General features: G+C 56.1%; 16 protein-coding genes and 1 pseudogene. 11 read left to right on the top strand and 6 right to left on the bottom strand.

Annotated features, from left to right (window positions below; genetic code table 11):
* Positions 1-35: 35 nt before the first annotated feature.
* Positions 36-452, top strand: coding sequence for an SRPBCC family protein (locus tag SK3146_RS21830; protein ID WP_249860756.1), 417 nt, complete (start codon positions 36-38; stop codon positions 450-452).
* 124 nt (positions 453-576) lie between these two features.
* Positions 577-1,641: a dual-specificity RNA methyltransferase RlmN gene (gene rlmN, locus SK3146_RS21835; protein WP_249860757.1), complete on the top strand. Its 1,065-nt coding sequence runs from the start codon at positions 577-579 to the stop codon at positions 1,639-1,641.
* A gap of 90 nt (positions 1,642-1,731) precedes the next feature.
* On the opposite strand, the gene SK3146_RS21840 is transcribed toward rlmN, so the two are convergent.
* Entirely contained in the window at positions 1,732-3,072 is a 1,341-nt protein-coding gene (locus tag SK3146_RS21840) for an MFS transporter (protein ID WP_249860758.1), read from the bottom strand.
* Positions 3,073-3,249: 177 nt separating this feature from the next.
* On the opposite strand from SK3146_RS21840, the gene SK3146_RS21845 reads away from it, so the two are divergent.
* The 4 genes and pseudogenes from SK3146_RS21845 (at position 3,250) to SK3146_RS21860 (ending at position 6,739) form a co-directional block, all read left to right on the top strand.
* Positions 3,250-4,164, top strand: a complete 915-nt coding sequence (locus tag SK3146_RS21845) for a LysR family transcriptional regulator (protein ID WP_249860759.1) — start codon at positions 3,250-3,252, stop codon at positions 4,162-4,164.
* A 50-nt stretch (positions 4,165-4,214) separates the two neighbouring features.
* Positions 4,215-5,176: pseudogene (locus SK3146_RS21850) on the top strand (helix-turn-helix transcriptional regulator).
* Positions 5,177-5,369: 193 nt separating this feature from the next.
* The gene (locus tag SK3146_RS21855; RefSeq protein ID WP_249860760.1) at positions 5,370-5,696 is read left to right on the top strand and encodes a hypothetical protein; all 327 of its coding nucleotides are present in this window, start codon (positions 5,370-5,372) and stop codon (positions 5,694-5,696) included.
* 248 nt (positions 5,697-5,944) lie between these two features.
* The gene (locus SK3146_RS21860; RefSeq protein ID WP_249860761.1) at positions 5,945-6,739 is read left to right on the top strand and encodes an ABC transporter ATP-binding protein; all 795 of its coding nucleotides are present in this window, start codon (positions 5,945-5,947) and stop codon (positions 6,737-6,739) included.
* 43 nt (positions 6,740-6,782) lie between these two features.
* Here SK3146_RS21860 and dapA read toward each other — a convergent pair whose 3' ends face one another.
* Positions 6,783-7,658, bottom strand: coding sequence for a 4-hydroxy-tetrahydrodipicolinate synthase (dapA, locus tag SK3146_RS21865; RefSeq protein WP_249860762.1), 876 nt, complete (start codon positions 7,656-7,658; stop codon positions 6,783-6,785).
* A 199-nt stretch (positions 7,659-7,857) separates the two neighbouring features.
* Here dapA and SK3146_RS21870 point away from each other — a divergent pair, with 199 nt between their 5' ends.
* Both SK3146_RS21870 and SK3146_RS21875 read left to right on the top strand, forming a co-directional pair.
* Positions 7,858-8,760 carry a LysR family transcriptional regulator gene (locus SK3146_RS21870; protein WP_249860763.1) on the top strand — a complete coding sequence of 301 codons (903 nt, stop codon included), beginning with the start codon at positions 7,858-7,860 and terminating at the stop codon, positions 8,758-8,760.
* 3 nt (positions 8,761-8,763) lie between these two features.
* Positions 8,764-10,131 carry a purine/pyrimidine permease gene (locus tag SK3146_RS21875; protein ID WP_249860764.1) on the top strand — a complete coding sequence of 456 codons (1,368 nt, stop codon included), beginning with the start codon at positions 8,764-8,766 and terminating at the stop codon, positions 10,129-10,131.
* Between the two features lie 147 nt (positions 10,132-10,278).
* On the opposite strand, the gene SK3146_RS21880 is transcribed toward SK3146_RS21875, so the two are convergent.
* Both SK3146_RS21880 and SK3146_RS21885 read right to left on the bottom strand, forming a co-directional pair.
* On the bottom strand, positions 10,279-10,698 hold the full coding sequence (locus SK3146_RS21880) for a universal stress protein (protein ID WP_249860765.1): 420 nt from the start codon (positions 10,696-10,698) through the stop codon (positions 10,279-10,281).
* Between the two features lie 250 nt (positions 10,699-10,948).
* A complete protein-coding gene (locus SK3146_RS21885) occupies positions 10,949-11,371 on the bottom strand; it encodes a universal stress protein (RefSeq protein WP_249860766.1) in 423 nt (140 codons plus the stop codon).
* 470 nt (positions 11,372-11,841) lie between these two features.
* On the opposite strand from SK3146_RS21885, the gene SK3146_RS21890 reads away from it, so the two are divergent.
* Positions 11,842-12,318, top strand: coding sequence for a NanQ anomerase/TabA/YiaL family protein (locus SK3146_RS21890; protein WP_249860767.1), 477 nt, complete (start codon positions 11,842-11,844; stop codon positions 12,316-12,318).
* 109 nt (positions 12,319-12,427) lie between these two features.
* Positions 12,428-13,435, top strand: a complete 1,008-nt coding sequence (locus SK3146_RS21895) for an acrylyl-CoA reductase family protein (protein WP_249860768.1) — start codon at positions 12,428-12,430, stop codon at positions 13,433-13,435.
* 214 nt (positions 13,436-13,649) lie between these two features.
* On the opposite strand, the gene SK3146_RS21900 is transcribed toward SK3146_RS21895, so the two are convergent.
* Together SK3146_RS21900 and SK3146_RS21905 are read right to left on the bottom strand one after the other, a co-directional pair.
* Positions 13,650-14,525: a phytanoyl-CoA dioxygenase family protein gene (locus SK3146_RS21900; RefSeq protein WP_249860769.1), complete on the bottom strand. Its 876-nt coding sequence runs from the start codon at positions 14,523-14,525 to the stop codon at positions 13,650-13,652.
* 100 nt (positions 14,526-14,625) lie between these two features.
* Positions 14,626-15,498, bottom strand: coding sequence for a helix-turn-helix domain-containing protein (locus tag SK3146_RS21905; protein ID WP_249860770.1), 873 nt, complete (start codon positions 15,496-15,498; stop codon positions 14,626-14,628).
* Positions 15,499-15,851: 353 nt separating this feature from the next.
* Between SK3146_RS21905 and SK3146_RS21910 the strand changes: the two genes are divergently transcribed.
* On the top strand, positions 15,852-16,178 hold the full coding sequence (locus SK3146_RS21910) for an alpha/beta fold hydrolase (protein WP_249860771.1): 327 nt from the start codon (positions 15,852-15,854) through the stop codon (positions 16,176-16,178).
* Positions 16,179-16,203: the final 25 nt, after the last annotated feature.

The raw sequence follows: 16,203 nt of genomic DNA on the forward strand, positions 1-16,203 counted from the left end.
TGACGAGAATTAAGGTATGAATGGGAGGAAGGACGATGGACAAGCTGGTAGGGAAGACCAAAGATGCGGGATTTCAAATCGGGGTTCGAAGGACGCTGCCGATCACAAAGGAGGAAGCATGGGAGCGGCTGATGTCGCCGGACGGCTTGAAGCTCTGGCTGGGCGATATCGACGAGCTGAAGCTGGAGAAGGGGCAGCTGTACGGCACTTCGGACGGAAGCTCCGGAGAGGTAAGGGTCGTTAAGCCTCAAGAGCAGCTGCGAATGACTTGGCAAAGAAAGGGCTGGGAGCAGCCGTCGACCGTGCAGATTCGCCTTTTATCCGCCAGCACGGGGACGACCGTCAGCTTTCATCAGGAGAAGCTTGCAGACAGCGCCGTCCGGGAAGAGATGAAGCTGCGCTGGGAGCGGGCGATCGCCGGCCTCTCGGAAGCGGCGGGCGTTCGGGGCTGATTCCCTTGAGAGCGGTTTAGACAATATTGGATGTGAAATAACTGCGCGTATCCTCTTGTTTTAGCGCACTATTTTTGGGACAATAATAGGACTGAACTTATAGAGCCGAAAAGAGGATTTTCATATGAATAAATCATCCGTCTATGGATTAACGTTAAATCAGCTGATTGCGTGGCTGGGCGAGCGCGGGCATAAAAAGTTCCGCGCCGCGCAGGTGTGGGATTGGCTCTACAGAAAGCGGGTTACGGATTTCGCGGAGATGACCGACGTTCATCCCGAATGTGTTCGGCTGCTGAGCGAGCATTTCGCGATTTCCGTTTTGATCGAGCATTTGAGACAGGAATCGGCCGACGGCACGATCAAGTTTCTGTTCAAGCTTACGGACGGCAACCTGATCGAGACCGTGCTGATGAGACATAAATTCGGATTATCGGTTTGCGTAACGACGCAGGTGGGCTGCAACATCGGCTGCAGCTTTTGTGCGAGCGGGCTTTTGGCGAAGAGCCGCGATTTGTCGGCAGGGGAAATCGTCGGGCAGATTATGAAGGTGCAGCTGCACCTGGACCAAGCCGGCCGAGGGGAAAAAGTGAGCCATATCGTCGTTATGGGCATCGGCGAGCCGTTCGACAATTTCGTGAACATGACGGACTTCATTAATGTCGTTAAAGACCACAAAGGGCTTGCTATAGGCGCGAGACATATTACGGTGTCGACCAGCGGTCTTGCCGGCAAAATTATCGAATTCGCCGATTCCGACCTGAACGTCAATCTGGCGATTTCCTTGCACGCGCCGAATGACGAGCTGCGTACGAGAATTATGAAAATCAACCGGGCCATTCCGCTGAACCAATTAATGCAGGCGATCGATTATTATTTGGAGAAAACGAAGCGGAGAATTACGCTTGAATACATTTTACTTAAAGACGTTAACGACCGCACGGAGCACGCGCTGGAGCTGGCCGAGCTGGTCGGGCACAGACGCCCGCTGGCCAATGTGAACTTGATTCCGTACAATCCGGTCGACGAGCACAGCCAGTATCAGCGAAGCGAACAGGAATCCATCACGGCGTTCTACGATACGCTGAAAAAGCAGGGCGTCAGCTGCAGCGTCAGACTGGAGCACGGCACGGATATCGACGCCGCCTGCGGCCAGCTGCGAAGCAAGCAGATCAAGCAGTCGATCGGTTAACGGCGCAAGCAAGACGTGAAAAAAAGGACCTCAAATCCCCGCTCCGAGACGGGCATGAGGTCCTTTTTTTGCGAACAGCCGCTTCCTTGCTTACTCCGCGGCGGCAGTTGCGCGATCTTTCGCGGGACGGTCCGCTTTTCTATAAGACGCCAGCATCATTAACGATATGAATAACATAGCGATCAGAATGAAATAAATATGCTGGAAAGCGTCGGCGGGCGAGAGATCCTTTTGCCATACGAGCAGCAGCCCGCAGGCGGCGACCGCAAAGGAGCCTCCCAAATATTGAGACAGCTGGGTAAGCCCCATCCCCGAGCCGATCAGCTCCTTAGGCAAAATGCGCGATACCTCGTTGGACAGCGCCGAAGTTACCGCGGAGAGCGACGGCGCAAAGACGATGTAGGCTACCAGCGTAGCGACGGCCGACACATGAAGCCACATGGCGATAATCAGCATGGAGACGGCGAGCAGCAAATGTCCTGCGATCAGAAAGCGGAAATTGCCGTGACGGTCGATCCAGCGCCCGACGAGCTTCATAAGGCAAGCGGACAGGAATGCCCCGGGAAATATAAGCAGGCCGATCGAGGCCGCCCCCATACGGAACACGTTCGAATAAATTAACGGCATTAAAAACAGCATGGACAAGTTCAGCACAAAGGCGATAAATGCGACCGCTACCAGCTTCCGGTAAGACGCGTTGCGCAGCAGCGCCGGAGGGATGAAGGGCTTCTCCGCGCGATGCAGATGGACCAGCGTTACCGCCAATGCCAGCAGACTGATCGCGAGCACGAGCACGGAAAGCTGTGTGACCGCAACCAAGAAGCTGGATGCCGTAATGACGATAAGAGCCGCGCCGGCATAATCGAAGCGCACCCGGGGCAGCGTCTCCTTCGGAATGAGCCTTAATAAAAAAGGCACCAGAAGCAGCACGAGGCAGGTGACCAGAAATAGTTCATGCCATCCCATATACTGAGTAATGGCTCCTCCGATAACGGGGCCAAGGCCGAACGCCAGCGCGCTGCCCGAGGCCATCATCGAGATCGCTCTGCCCCTCCGTTCGTAGGGCACATAGCGGCTGGCCAGCACCATCCCTAGGCCGGGAGAAGCCCCGGCGCCGGTCGCTTGAAACAGCCGGGCGAACAGGATGAGCCCGAAGCTGTCCGAAAAGAAGCCGATGACGGAGCCTGCGACGAGCAGTGAAATCCCTATCGTCCAAAGCTTGCGGATTGCGATAAAATCGGACAGCCGGCTGAAAATAATCGTCGACAACGCAAATACGATCGAGTAGCCGGAGACGATCCAAGAACCTTGAGCGGCTGTAATATGCAGCTCTTTAATAATATCCGGCAGCGAAACGTTGAACATCGTCGTATTCATAACGACAAGAAACGAGCCGAGCGCCCATACGGGAATCGTAACTTTATCATTCATTATTCAGTAAACCGCCTAACTGTACGCTTTGTTCACGATATTTTGTTCATGACATTTCTATACTACGCTTGATTTTCCATATAAAAAAATATTAATTTTAATATAAATTCATAAGCTTAAACTTATCAATGGATTAGCTTCGTTAGACGATAATTGCCGGAAGAAGGACGATGAACGATGGAACTGCTGCAATTAAAATATTTCCAAGCAGTAGCAAGGCAGGAGCATATGACGCGGGCAGCCAAGGAGCTTGCCGTTGCCCAGCCCGCATTGAGCCAGACGATCGCCCGCTTGGAGAGCGAGGCGGGAGTTCCGCTGTTCGACCGCCAAGGACGCCAAATTAAGCTGAACCCGTTCGGCCGGGCGTTTCTGAAGCATATCGACCGCGCCTTGGCGGACATCGAGGACGGGCTGAGGGAGGTCAAAGACTTGGCGGGGATGGAGCGCGGGCATATCTCTTTGGGCGTCATGGCTACGCAAATATTGGGCGACCTGCTCAAGGCGTTCGGCGCCGAGCACCCGCAGGTCAAATTCCGCGTCCATCAGCATTCGCTGCAGACGATGGTCGAGCGGCTTCACAGCGGCGAGCTGGACCTGTGCATCGCCTCCATGCCTATCGAATATCCCGGCATCCGGTGGCAGACGCTCATGTACGATGAAATCATTCTTATCGTTCCCTACGAGCATCCGCTGGCCGGGCGGTCTTCCGTTCGCTTGGACGAGCTCGCCGGCGAAACCTTCATCAACCTGAAGAGCGGCAACAACTTGCGCGATTGGACCGACGCCTATTTCGAACGGGCGGGCATTCAGCCGGACATCGCCTACGAAATCGACGAGCCGGCCTCCGTGCGCAGCCTGGTGAAGGCGGGGCTCGGCATCTCGTTCAGCACGATGCTGAATTTGCGTTTCTGGGATCATACTTCCGTCATGCCGCTGCGAATCGCAGAGCCGGTCTGCCGTCGGCCGATCGGTCTGGCCTGGAAGGAGGACCGCTATCATTCGATGGCGGCGCGAAGTTTCCGGGAGTTCGTGCAAAGCTTTTTTGCGCGGGTGCAGCAGGAAGAGATTGAATCGGCGGACAAATGGAAATAAAATGAAATCGGCGCGCTCGCAGCTTGCCGGGAAGGGGGAGGGTACAGACGATGTCCAAGGCGGATAATATGCTGGCGATTTTATGGCTGCTGAAGGATCGCAAACGGGTAACGGCCAAGCAGCTGGCGGAGGAACTGGAGATTCATATCCGAACGGTGTACCGATATATCGATGCGCTGTGCGCCAGCGGCGTCCCGATCATTGCGGATTCCGGGCATAACGGGGGTTACAGCTTGCTGGGCCAGTTCAACGAGGCGCCGTTGTTTTTTGACATGACGGAACAGAAAGCGCTCATTCACGCGGCCGTCTTCGCGCAGGAATCGGGGTATCCTTTTGGCGAGGCGCTGCAGAAGGCGGTCGGCAAGCTCAAAATGTATACGAGCGAAGAGCAGCTGCAGGAAATCAACAAGCATTTGATCGGCTTCGATGTCATTCAGCCTCCCGCGGACCGCTCCCGGGAGCCCTGCCTTCAGGAGCTGGAGAGCTCCGTGGCGGAAGGCTGTACGATGGAGATACAGTATGCGAAAACGAGCATGCTTGCCGCCGAGCAGCGGCGAGTCGATCCTTACGGTCTCGTGTATTGGAAAGGAAAATGGTATATCGTCGGCTTTTGCCATTTGCGCGGGGATGTCCGCAGCTTCCGCGTCGACCGCATCCGCGCTTTGACCCGCACGGACGCCAGATTCGCCCGCCCGCGTTTTCGGCGAGAGACTTTTTCCTAAGCGCGCTTTTGCCGGATAAGGAGCGTCCGGACCGGCTGATCCCGCTGCACATTGCGGGCTTGGAGCAGGCGATTAACGACTTGTGCGCGCATTGGTACTTGGGACATGGGCTGGCGGAGAGGTCGGCAACCGAGGCGCATTTTCGGGTGGAGGAGGGGGCGGCGGCAGCTTATATTCCCCATCTGCTGCTTTCCTACGGGAGATCGATCCGGATTATCGCCCCCGCGTTTCTTAAGGACAAGCTGGTTGAGTTGACGGGGCAGCTCGGCGAATATTATCGCTCCATGTAACTAACTTTCTATGGAATCGGCCTGGAGGCGCCTCAGGCGTTTTGCCCGGCATATCGTCAACCGCGCACTTCATATGAGCTTCGGCGGACAGCCGGACTTGATTAAAAAAAGCAACTAGGCCGATGGTCAAGAGCATACTATGGCGGGCAAGCGCATAGGATGTTGCGAGACAATGAATTCGGAGGGATGTCACATGAGCAGCCAATTCATTCAGCCGCAGCAAACGCTGTACCAAGCCGATCCCGCTTTCGTGCAATCGGTGAAACGCACGCGGGAGCAACTGTACGACGCGGGCCGCAAATCCTCGAACCGGCCTATTCGCGTCCAAACGGTGGACGGTCAGGTTCATGAAGGAACCATCGCCCATATGGACAACGACCATCTGTACTTGCGCGTTCCGAATCCGAACGCCCGCGGATTTTTCGGCCCATGGGGGCCATGGGGCGGCCCGTCGCCTGTTTACAATGACGTTATTTTGCCGTTAGTGCTCTACAATTTGCTTGTTATCTCGCTGCTGTAACCGAACATCCCGATGCGAACAAAAGGCGACCCGAAGGAAGGGACGCCTTTTGTTTTGAGCTGATTAAAGCGTCTGTGTTCGACCTTCGAAGAGATCTGGCTGCGGCCGAGCGGGAGACGCAGGTCATCCATAGTTTTCGAACGGTCCGGAAGCGATAGATGACAAGATTGGGGGTAGCCGTAAAAGATGCATTGTGGTATGCTAGAAAACATCAGATGATCGGATAACAAGAGGGAGAGGGAAGCCGCATGGAATATGTAATCGATTTGCAAAACATCACGTATCGGAGAGAACAAAACGAGCTGTTAAGGGATATTAGCTGGCAGGTTCGTCCGAGAGAGCACTGGGCGATACTCGGGCTCAACGGCTCGGGCAAGACGACGATGCTTAATATTGTTAACGGTTATATTTGGCCGACGACCGGTAAAGTGTCGGTGCTGGGGCATCCCTTCGGCACTGTGGATTTGCGCGAGCTGCGCATGTCCATCGGCTGGGTGAGCTTGTCTTTGCAGGAGAAATTGTATGGAACGGACAAGGTGGAGCAAATCGTCGTCAGCGGCAAATATGCGACTATCGGGTTGTATGAAAAGCCCGGGGAAGAGGATTGGGACCGCGCTTACGGGTTAATGGAGCAGATGCGCTGCATTCATTTGCGGGGAAGGCAGTATCAGACCTGTTCCCAGGGTGAGAAACAAAAAATATTGATCGCACGGGCGCTGATGAGCTCGCCGAAGCTGCTTATTCTGGACGAGCCATGCAACGGCCTCGATTTGTTCTCGCGGGAAGCGCTGCTCGAAGCGATCGACCAGCTGGCCCAATCGCCCGATGCGCCGACATTGCTTTATGTTACGCATCATACGGAGGAGATTTTGCCGATGTTCCGCCATGCTCTGCTGCTGCGCCGGGGCGAGGTATTCGCCTCCGGGCAGGTCAGCGAGGTGCTGACCGAGCGGAACTTGTCGAGCTTCTTCGAATCGCCCGTCGAGGTGTTAAGCCGGGAGGACCGGTTCTGGGTCCTCCCGAAGGGCGGGCGCCGCGACTAGCCGGCGCCTTGAGGCCGGAGCCGCGGCGGGAAGATCCCGCCCGTCATGCTCCGGCGTAAGGCTGAAGCTGCTGCTGCAGCTTCGCGCCGATCGTCGTCAGCGGCAAGCGAAGCGTGCCGCTGGCGATTTCGCCCTGCTCCGCGAGAAGCCATTTGAGCGGAGCGGGGTTCGGCTCGGCGAACAGCAGCCGGATCAGCGGCAGCAGTTCGTCGTATTCCATCTTGGCCTCGCCCGCGAGGCCGGCGACGAAGCGGTTGTAGATATCCACGAACCGCGCGGTTTCCATATGGGCGGACGCGAGCATGCCGCCTTTGGCTCCGCAGCAGAGCGACGCGTAGAAGTAAGCGTCCTCGCCGCACAGCACCGGCTTCGATCCGCAGCGGGACAGCTCCGACACGAGTTGGATGCCGCCCGAGCTATCCTTCAAGCCGATGACGCCGTCCATCTCCAGAATGGCGCGAACCGTATCCACCTCCAGGGCGACGCCCGTCCTTCCCGGAATTTCATATAGAATTACGGGAACTCCCGTCTCGGCGACCCGCCGAAAATGCTCAATAATCCCTTGCTGCGAAGGCTTGTTATAGTAAGGCACTACGACCAGAGCGGCGTCCGCTCCCAGTAAACCGGCTTGCTCCGTCTTTTTGACGGTAGAGGCCGTATCGTTCGTTCCCGTGCCCAGCACAAGCGGCAGGCGCGACGCTCCAATCGCCGACTTGGCTTCCGAAGTTAAAGCTTCAAGCTCCGGCCCGGTGATCGTCGGGGACTCGCCCGTCGTACCGTTGACGACAAGACCGTGAATTCCGTCCGCGATAAGCCGATCCGCGAGCTTGCGGAATGACTCCAGATCTACTTCTCCATTAGGATGAAACGGGGTAATGACAGGGACATAAATGCCTTTGAGCTGTTGTTCGGTTAACATAAGGACGCCCTCCTTCGATGGTTGCGGCTGCAGCGCCTTTCGTCTGATCAGCCTGGAAACAGGTTCGGCGAGCTTTTCCGCATTGCCGTCACGATCCGTTTCACTTGATATTTTCACTGTAGCATGGATTTCATTATCAGTGTTAGCTATAATAAGTGATAGTTATCATCGAAAATTTTGATAATGGAGGCGCTGCCGTATGGATCTAACCTACTTTCGCACGTTCCGCGAGGTGGCGAAGCGCGCAAGCTTCACCCGCGCCGCAGAAGAGCTGGGCTACGCTCAATCGAGCGTTACGATGCAGATCCAGAAGCTGGAGAGGGAATACGGCGTCCCTTTGTTCGAGCGCTACGGCAAGCAGCTTCGCTTGACACCCCCGGGCGAGGCGCTGCTCAAGCTGGCCGTGCAGATGCTGGGGCTGTACGACCAATCGAAGGAAGCGATTGCGAACCAGGTGAGCGGCGCCATTGCGATCGGCACTATCGATTCGCTGGCGGCGTACTATTTGCCGCCGTATTTGCAGCAGTTGAGGCAGCGGTATCCCGGCCTCGGCATTCAACTGCTGCCGGACAGCGAGGCGGCGCTGGTCGCCAAAGTCAAGGAGGGCGAGTATGACGTCGCCCTGCTGCTTGAGCGCACCCGCAGTCAGGCCGATCCGGCGCTCCGCTGCATCACGGTGCGCGAGGAGCCGCTCGTGCTGGTCGCTCCGCCCGGCCACCCGCTGACGGGCATAACGGCGGCGGCGCTCGGCGATCTGGAGGGCTGCGAGCTTATCGTCTCGGAGGGCAGCTGCCTGTATCGCAGCACCTTCGAGAAAGTGCTTAGGGAGAGCGGGATCGCGTACCGGATCGGCTTCGAGCTCGGAAGCTTGGAGGCGATCAAGCATTGCGTCATGAACGGCCTCGGCATAGCGCTCCTGCCGCAGATTGCGGTAGAGGAAGAGCTGCGGCGGGGCAGCTTGGCGATGATCCCGTTCGAGCATCCGGAAATCCGCTTCCAACTGCGGCTGCTCTTGCATCCGAAGAAATGGATGTCGCAGACGCTGCTCGCTTTCATAAATATGCTGACGGGGCAGGAAAGCCTAGATGTGACTGAAATATAAATTATGATTACAGCAAAAATGGAGATGTTAAGATTGGAACAGAAGCGTCAAATCTGGAACGACGGAGTCGGAGCTCTGCAATGGCTCGTATTTTTACTGGCCAATTCGGTCACGCTTCCGATCGTCATCGGACAAATTTATCATTTGCCCGCCAACGAAGTCATCGGGCTGATGCAGCGTACTTTTCTCGTTGCGGGAGCAGGGTCCTTTCTTCAGGGAGTATTCGGCCATCGGCTGCCGATTCCGGATGGGCCTGCGGGGACATGGCTCGGCGTGTTCGCCATTCTCGGAGCGGAAATCGCCAAACAGAGCGCGGGCGCCGGCGGGGCTTATTCCACGCTTCAGACTTTGGAGACGGGGATGCTGGCAGCCGGAATCATATTGATTTTATTCGTCGTTACGGGGCTTACCGGATGGATGATCAAGCTGTTCACCCCGCTTGTTACGGGAGTGTACTTGCTGCTGCTGGGGCTGCAGCTTGGCGGCGTTTTTTTGCAAGGGATGCTCGGTTTGAGCGGAGATGCGCCGCATTTGGACGCCGTGACGTCCATCGTATCGTTCGGCGTGTTTATAGTTATTCTCGTTTTATCCGTCAAAGGCACCGGCTGGTTAAAAAATTACGCCGTATTCATAGGCATCGTACTCGGCTGCAGCGCATATTATGCGCTCGGCAAAAGCGCCGAGCTTAGCGCGGACGCCGGTGTCGGACTGCCGGCGCTGTTCGCCTGGGGAGCGCCGAAGTGGGACGGCGGTATGGCGATTTCCGCGGTTATTATCGCTTTCATTCTAATGTCGAACACGATTGCGAGCATCGCGGCTATGAAGCAAGTGCTGAATGAGCGGAAGGATGGAGGAGAGGCAGCGGCCCAGCGGCGGGAAGCGGATAGGAGCGGAGTCGTCGGCGGGGTCGTTCAACTGCTGTCCGGCGCGTTTTCTACGGTCGGCACGGTACCGCTGTCGAGCTCGGTCGGTTTCGTCCGGATGACCGGCCAAAAGAAAATGGGCCCTTACTTGTCCGCTTGCATCCTGCTTGCGGGAGTCGCTTTCGTGCCGCTGCTGATCCGGTTGTTGGCGCTGCTGCCCAGTCCGGTAGCTTATGCGTCGGTCATGGCTTCTTTCGTCAATCTGGTCGGTGTAGGCTTGCAATCCATTACGAGGAATCCGCTCGATCAGCGAAGAACCTCCATTCTCGGAATTACGCTTTTGATTGGCAGCGGAGCGATGATTTTGCCGGCCTCGGTGTTCGAAACGATGCCTTCGGTATTTCGCTATGTGCTTGGCAACGGTTTGATTTTGGGAACGATGATAGCCGTGATTTTGGAGCAAGTATGGCGGGATCGGCAGCAGGCGGATGAGGAGCAGGGGGCATAGCCCGAAGAACTGCTGCTGCTGGATCAAGAGACTATTCATTGACGGCCGGCTGACGTCTTAGGAACATAGAGCGGCGTCGGAGCAGCATAAATAGACCGTATCCTGAGAAGGACGGTCTATTTGTTGTATGCGATTTTTGGTGAAAGATTACTTTACAACCAGCACCGGCGTTTTGGCATGTTGAACGACGTTATGGCTTGTGCTGCCGAGGAACAGCTCATCGATGGCCGTCAATCCGCGGCTGGCTATAACGATCAGATCGTTGCCGTTCTCGGCGGCATGCTCCAAGATCGTCTTGGCGGGCTGGCCTTGTTTAATGATCGATTTGGCTGACGGCAAATCCGAAATAAGCCTGTTTATTTCACTATCGATCTTTTGCTCGTGCTCATAATAATGCTGCTGCAGGGCCGGGGTCGTTATTACGGCCTCCCCTACGATAATTAGCGGAACTTGATACACATGGAGTATTTCGATCCGCGCCGCGGCCGCGGCCAGTCTTTTGGCGGTATCCAGCGCTTTTCTGGACAGGTCGGAGCCATCGTAAGCGACAAGAATGTTGGAGAACATAGCAAGCACCTCTTATTCGTCATTATATGTTGCCGCATCGGCCGTTGAAGCCTTCAGTATGTAAAAATCGTGCCGCAACTTCACATGTTGTTTCCGTTTCAAATCTTTGTTAGATTAACGTCCCCATCTCGCCGCCGGTTTATTCTCCAGCCGAATGCTTGAAGCCTGCGGGCGACAGCCGCTTTCAAGCGGCGTTTTCCCAAAGAACAGCAGCACGGCAAACGATGCCGCGCTGCGTTCGGTTTCAAAATTATTTTACGATAAGGACAGGCACTTTGGAGTTTTGCACGACATTATGGCTAACGCTGCCAAGGAAAAACTCGCGAATGGTTCCAAGCCCGCGGCTGCCCATAATGATAAAATCAAAGCCGTTATCATTCGCATAGTTTAGAATCGTGTTCGCCGGCTGTCCGTATTCGATCGCGAAGCTGGCTTGCACGTCGGACGGCACCATTTGTTTGGCTTCGTCGATGACGGCCTGGCTGATTTTGGGGTCGACGGTAATGGTCGTACCCATAGCGTAAGATACGTCCTGTACGATATGAAGGACTTCCAGGACAGGCTTTCCCGACTCGCGGGAAGCGGTTTCTTTTACGATGTCCACTGCTTTGGAGAGCGCTTTGCGAGATAAGTTCGAGCCGTCGAAGGGAACGAGAATTTTAGAGAATAGCATGACAGCCACCTCCGTAGGAATTGGTCTGACCGCACCCTAGCACTGGCCGCGCCGTCACGATAAACCGGCAAAGCCGGACATGGACCGGTCGATAGTTTCTCTCTCGTCTGCACCGTTGGCACAAAGCGAACGGTTTCATTGCAAGCATCGACCAGAAGGAGTCGATGTTAAGCCGTCCGAACGCGGCGGCTAGTTTTTGTTTACGATTTCATTATAACATACTTTCGCTCGAATATTGTCGGAAAAATCAGAAAACATTTGACAAAAGTAGGAACAAGCGTGTAGCTGCCTGAATTGGTCGGCCGCTTGCAACGAAAGGATATGCATAAATCATGGCGCTTCTGGGCGTCATGACGGCGTCGGGGGCGCTTTTTCTTTTGCCGCGATAACGGTATACTGGAAATGAATCAGGATTGTTCACAGGTTAAGTTCATATGCCACATCATTCCAGGGAGAGGCGGTAGCTGCAAATGATTTTTAGCGATTTGAAGCAGTGGGAACGCGAGCAGACGGTTTATCCGGAGGCCATTACGAAAGGACTTCAATATATACGGAGCACCGATTTCAGTGAGATGCCGCTCGGCAAGCATGAAATCGACGGCGAGCTGATGTTCGCTTTGCTGCAGGAACCGTTCACGCAAGGGTGGGAGCGGCAGAGGCCGGAATCGCATCGCACTTATACGGATATTCAGCTTCTGCTTTCGGGGGAAGAACTGATCCGCGTCGTTCCTTTATCGGAGGAAGCGGTTATTTCCGAAGAATCGTTTGATACCAGGGATATCGCTTTTTACAGCAAGGTTGGGGCGGAGAGCGATCTTGTGCTTAAGCCGGGATCGTTTGCGGTATTTTATCCCGGCGACATTCATCGTCCGTGCTGCAGCGTCGGTCAGGATCAAAAAATCCGCAAGGTCGTCATAAAAGTTCATAAGAGCTTGCTTGGTTTATAAAGTTATTCGCAGGACGGCCATAAAGGCCGCTCGGCGCGGGTGAGCAAGCTGAAAGTGCCGTCCGGGCGTTTCTATGGCCGATTACTGACGAGGAAAGGGGCTGAAGCGCATGTCGTGGAAATCCGAATCCGATACGTTTCAAGCTTTGGTCGTGGAAAAAGAAGGAGAACGCTTCGAGGTCGGCGTGAAGACGCTGCGCATCGAGGACCTGCCCGCGGGCGACGTGCTGATTCACGTAGCCTTCTCGGGGGTCAACTATAAGGACGGGCTGGCCTGTATTCCGAACGGAGGGATCGTTCGCAGCTACCCGCATGTGCCGGGCATCGATCTGGCCGGCTTCGTGGTTCAATCGGCCGACGCACGGTTTCAAGCCGGACAAGCTGTGCTGGTCACCGGATTCGATCTCGGCGTCGCGCATTTCGGCGGGCTCAGCGAGCTTGCCCGCGTCCCGGCCGAGTGGGTCGTGCCGCTGCCTGCGGGGCTCGAGCCCCACGAGGCGATGACGATCGGCACGGCCGGTCTGACGGCGGCGATGTCGGTGGACCGCCTGGAGAAGAACGGCCTTCGGCCGGAGCATGGCCCTGTGCTCGTCACCGGCGCAACTGGCGGTGTAGGCAGCTTCGCCGTGGCGCTGCTCGCCGCCAAGGGCTACCGGGTCGCGGCTGCCACGGGCAAGGCCGCGGAGCATGACTACCTGCGCAGCCTCGGCGCGCAGGAGATAATCGGGCGCAGCGAGCTGAGCCCGGAGGCGATCCGGCCGCTCGAGAAGCAGCGATGGGCGGCGGCCGTCGATCCGGTCGGCGGACGGTCGCTCGCTTATATTCTCGCCTCCGTCCGTTACGGAGGCGCTGTGGCCGTGAGCGGCCTGACCGGCGGCGGGGAAATCCCGGCGGCGGTGCATCCGTTTATTCTGCGCGGCGTCAGCCTGCTCGGCATCGACTCGGTCCAATACCCGGCCGAGCTTCGCTACGAGCTGTGGGAGCGGACCGCGGCGGCGCTGAAGCCGACGGGCCATCTGGAGCGAATCGCCCGCCGCATCCGGCTGGACGAGGTGCCCGGATACGCAGCGGAAATATTGAAGGGCCGGATGAGAGGACGGGTCATCGTCGAGCTGTAAACTGGAGCTCGGTTTACGCCCGCTGATCCGGATCGCATGCCTTCAAGGACAGCTTCGGTAACAGCGCGATTTCCGTTGTCCGGATGGGTCCGGTTCTTATCATCACGCATTCGTCACGAAACCCCCGAAGCAGGGGAGGCCGCTTCGGGGGTTTCGGCTTGCGTTCGTTTTCACTGTAAGCCGTACTTCGGCGAGGCGAGTCGGCGCGGCTTCGTTAGCACTCGGCCCCGGTCATCTCGTTCGTAAACATCCGCTTATATTCTTGCGGGGTCAGCTTTTTGGCGGATTCGGGCGCATAATGGATTTGCAGCGAACGGCGGCGCTTGGCCGAGAAGTTCAGCGGCGTTCCGTGATGCAGCAATCCCGAGAAAATGAGCGCGCCTCCGGGCTTCAGAGGAACCGCCACATCCTGCTCGACCTCGACGGCCACGTCGCACAGCTGCCAATCGCGGACCGCGTAATGCGGGACGGCCCCGTCGCGATGAGAGTAAGGTATGACGTGCATGCAGCCGTTATCCAGCTCGGCGGGATCGAGCGCGATCCAGATGCCGATCACCGATTTGTCGTAAGCCAGGTTGCCGTAAGCCATATCTTGATGCCAAGGCTTCTCGGCGCCGCCGGAAGGCGGTTTCAATATCGCCTGATCCTGCGCCACTTTCGGAGCTTCTCCGAACAGTTTCCCCATTGCCGCCAAAATATCGGGATGATGGGCCACAGCTCTCAGCCGAGGCTCATGATCTACGTAATCGTGCAGCTTGCGGGCGGCAAGCTCGATCTCCTCCTCCGTATGCAGCTCGGAGCGGGGTTTCACGAACTGAATTTTGGTGCCTGTCGACCTTCCGAACAGGACATCCATGATCGCTTCCAGCGAAGAGTCGATTTCCTGGTTGTTTAACACCTGCTCGACGACGAGATATCCGCGTTCCCAGAACTGCCTTACATGCTGCTCGGTCAACTGATCGAGCGTCGAAATACGGTCTGACGCAACGGAGTCGTAGCGGTATAGCGTATCGGCAATGTGACGCGCCAATTGTTCTTCATCTTGGTTTTCGTAAGAGTGTAGTGTGCGCGGCGTTGATTTGGAACTCACTTCCATTCCTCCCTTCGTTTGCTTGCTTTTATATTAGCTTAGCAAGAGCGGATGCAAAATGGGGGGAATGCGCTATTTTTTATACTTAAGCCGATATCGGCTATTTTTGGTCTTCCTGCTGCGCATGCGCCTTGGAAGGCTCGGACTTCCATTTGAACTGCGAAGGCGGTGAGCCGTAATGCTCCTTGAACTGCTTGCTGAATAAATAGACGTTGGAGTAGCCGAGCGCTTCGGCCACCTGCGAGACATTCATCGGAGTCTCCATCAGCAAATGCATTGACCGCTCCAGACGAGCGTCCGTAATGTATTCCTTGATGGAGGTTCCGGTATATTTTTTGAACAAGACGCTCAGGTATTCGGGGGAGAGCCCGACCTGCCCGGCGATTTCCCTGTGGCTTACGCGCCGACCCGGGTCCTCGCGGATGTAGCTGATCACCCTCGCGACGAGCTGCCGATGCTTGCCTGTCATGGAGGCGTTGTCCGTTTGCTGAAAGCGGAGGAGCTGCATCATAAGCTGCTTCATGATCAAGTCGTACTCGGCGACGCGCCACGGAGTGTCCGAATGGACCAATTGCAGCAGGCGGTTCAGCAGCATCTCGAACAGCAGCGTATCGGCCACAACCGTATGGCGTTCCGGCAGCATAGCGGGGATGAACGGCAGTTGGCGGAAGGGGTCGATAATCGAAAAATGAATAAAAATAACGTTAAGACGATCGACCGGGTCCTGCGTCGCTTCTACCTGATCATCGGGCCTCAGCAGAAAACAGCTGCCCTGCCCGATAGGATAGCTCGTCCCGTTCACGGTCATTTGCCCTTTGCCGGACATCGCATACCATAAGTCGTAATCCGGCAGAGGCCGCATGGGCTGCCAATGCCAGCCCGGCTCGCAGCGCGCTTTGCCTGCGTTGGCGGAATGAACGAACTGTGCGCCCAGAAGCGATTCGATAGAAGCCTCGGTATGACGGTCAGACATGATCGGCCTCCTCCTCGCGATAAAATGAATCATTGCTCTGTTTTGTACTGGCGACAGCGGCGCTTGCCCGAGCCTAGGGCGGCGTGAGAGAAGCGGAAAGTGCGCCGCCGCTGAAACATATCTCTTTTCGTTATCGTAAAAGAAATTAGAAGAATCATCAACCGAAACGCCTGATTCTTGTCGTGATGGGAGTTCATGCGATTCAGAAGCGCAACAATGCTTCCGCGGCGACTTAAGCTGGATTGCTGGGACGGGCCAATCAATACCGGTCAAATTTTACAAATTATGTATGCTGGCAGCAAAAGTGGGCAGGCTATCGTTAATAAAGAAACCTGAACATGAGGTGCATAACGATGCCGATGGCAACAGTGAACGGTGCGGTGCTGCATTATGATTCGGTCGGGACGGGGGTTCCGATCGTTTTTATTCACCCGCCGCTTTTGACAGGGGAAGTATTCGTTTTTCAGCGGGAGCTTCGGGACCGGTTTCGGATTATTACATTCGATGTACGAGGGCACGGCTTGACCAAGCCGGAAGGAGCTATCACCTATGCCGCGATCGCAGCGGATATGGTCGGACTATTGGATGCGCTGAACATTCCCAAGGCTTACGTAGGGCTTGCTGAACAAATCAAAAATTCAACAGTAACAAGGGTTTGGCGCCTCTTTTGTCGAATTTAGGTGCAAGGAAAACGAAGGCTAACCC

Origin of the sequence: Paenibacillus konkukensis, from assembly GCF_023523925.1 — a bacterium.
Taxonomy (GTDB): domain Bacteria; phylum Bacillota; class Bacilli; order Paenibacillales; family NBRC-103111; genus Paenibacillus_S; species Paenibacillus_S doosanensis.

Excerpts from the sequence above, each read along its gene's own strand:
- SK3146_RS21830 (WP_249860756.1), top strand. The coding sequence starts at position 36 with ATGGACAAGCTGGTAGGGAAGACCAAAGATGCGGGATTTCAAATCGGG.
- rlmN (WP_249860757.1), top strand. The coding sequence starts at position 577 with ATGAATAAATCATCCGTCTATGGATTAACGTTAAATCAGCTGATTGCG.
- SK3146_RS21840 (WP_249860758.1), bottom strand. The coding sequence starts at position 3,072 with ATGAATGATAAAGTTACGATTCCCGTATGGGCGCTCGGCTCGTTTCTT.
- SK3146_RS21845 (WP_249860759.1), top strand. The coding sequence starts at position 3,250 with ATGGAACTGCTGCAATTAAAATATTTCCAAGCAGTAGCAAGGCAGGAG.
- SK3146_RS21855 (WP_249860760.1), top strand. The coding sequence starts at position 5,370 with ATGAGCAGCCAATTCATTCAGCCGCAGCAAACGCTGTACCAAGCCGAT.
- SK3146_RS21860 (WP_249860761.1), top strand. The coding sequence starts at position 5,945 with ATGGAATATGTAATCGATTTGCAAAACATCACGTATCGGAGAGAACAA.
- dapA (WP_249860762.1), bottom strand. The coding sequence starts at position 7,658 with ATGTTAACCGAACAACAGCTCAAAGGCATTTATGTCCCTGTCATTACC.
- SK3146_RS21870 (WP_249860763.1), top strand. The coding sequence starts at position 7,858 with ATGGATCTAACCTACTTTCGCACGTTCCGCGAGGTGGCGAAGCGCGCA.
- SK3146_RS21875 (WP_249860764.1), top strand. The coding sequence starts at position 8,764 with ATGATTACAGCAAAAATGGAGATGTTAAGATTGGAACAGAAGCGTCAA.
- SK3146_RS21880 (WP_249860765.1), bottom strand. The coding sequence starts at position 10,698 with ATGTTCTCCAACATTCTTGTCGCTTACGATGGCTCCGACCTGTCCAGA.
- SK3146_RS21885 (WP_249860766.1), bottom strand. The coding sequence starts at position 11,371 with ATGCTATTCTCTAAAATTCTCGTTCCCTTCGACGGCTCGAACTTATCT.
- SK3146_RS21890 (WP_249860767.1), top strand. The coding sequence starts at position 11,842 with ATGATTTTTAGCGATTTGAAGCAGTGGGAACGCGAGCAGACGGTTTAT.
- SK3146_RS21895 (WP_249860768.1), top strand. The coding sequence starts at position 12,428 with ATGTCGTGGAAATCCGAATCCGATACGTTTCAAGCTTTGGTCGTGGAA.
- SK3146_RS21905 (WP_249860770.1), bottom strand. The coding sequence starts at position 15,498 with ATGTCTGACCGTCATACCGAGGCTTCTATCGAATCGCTTCTGGGCGCA.
- SK3146_RS21910 (WP_249860771.1), top strand. The coding sequence starts at position 15,852 with ATGCCGATGGCAACAGTGAACGGTGCGGTGCTGCATTATGATTCGGTC.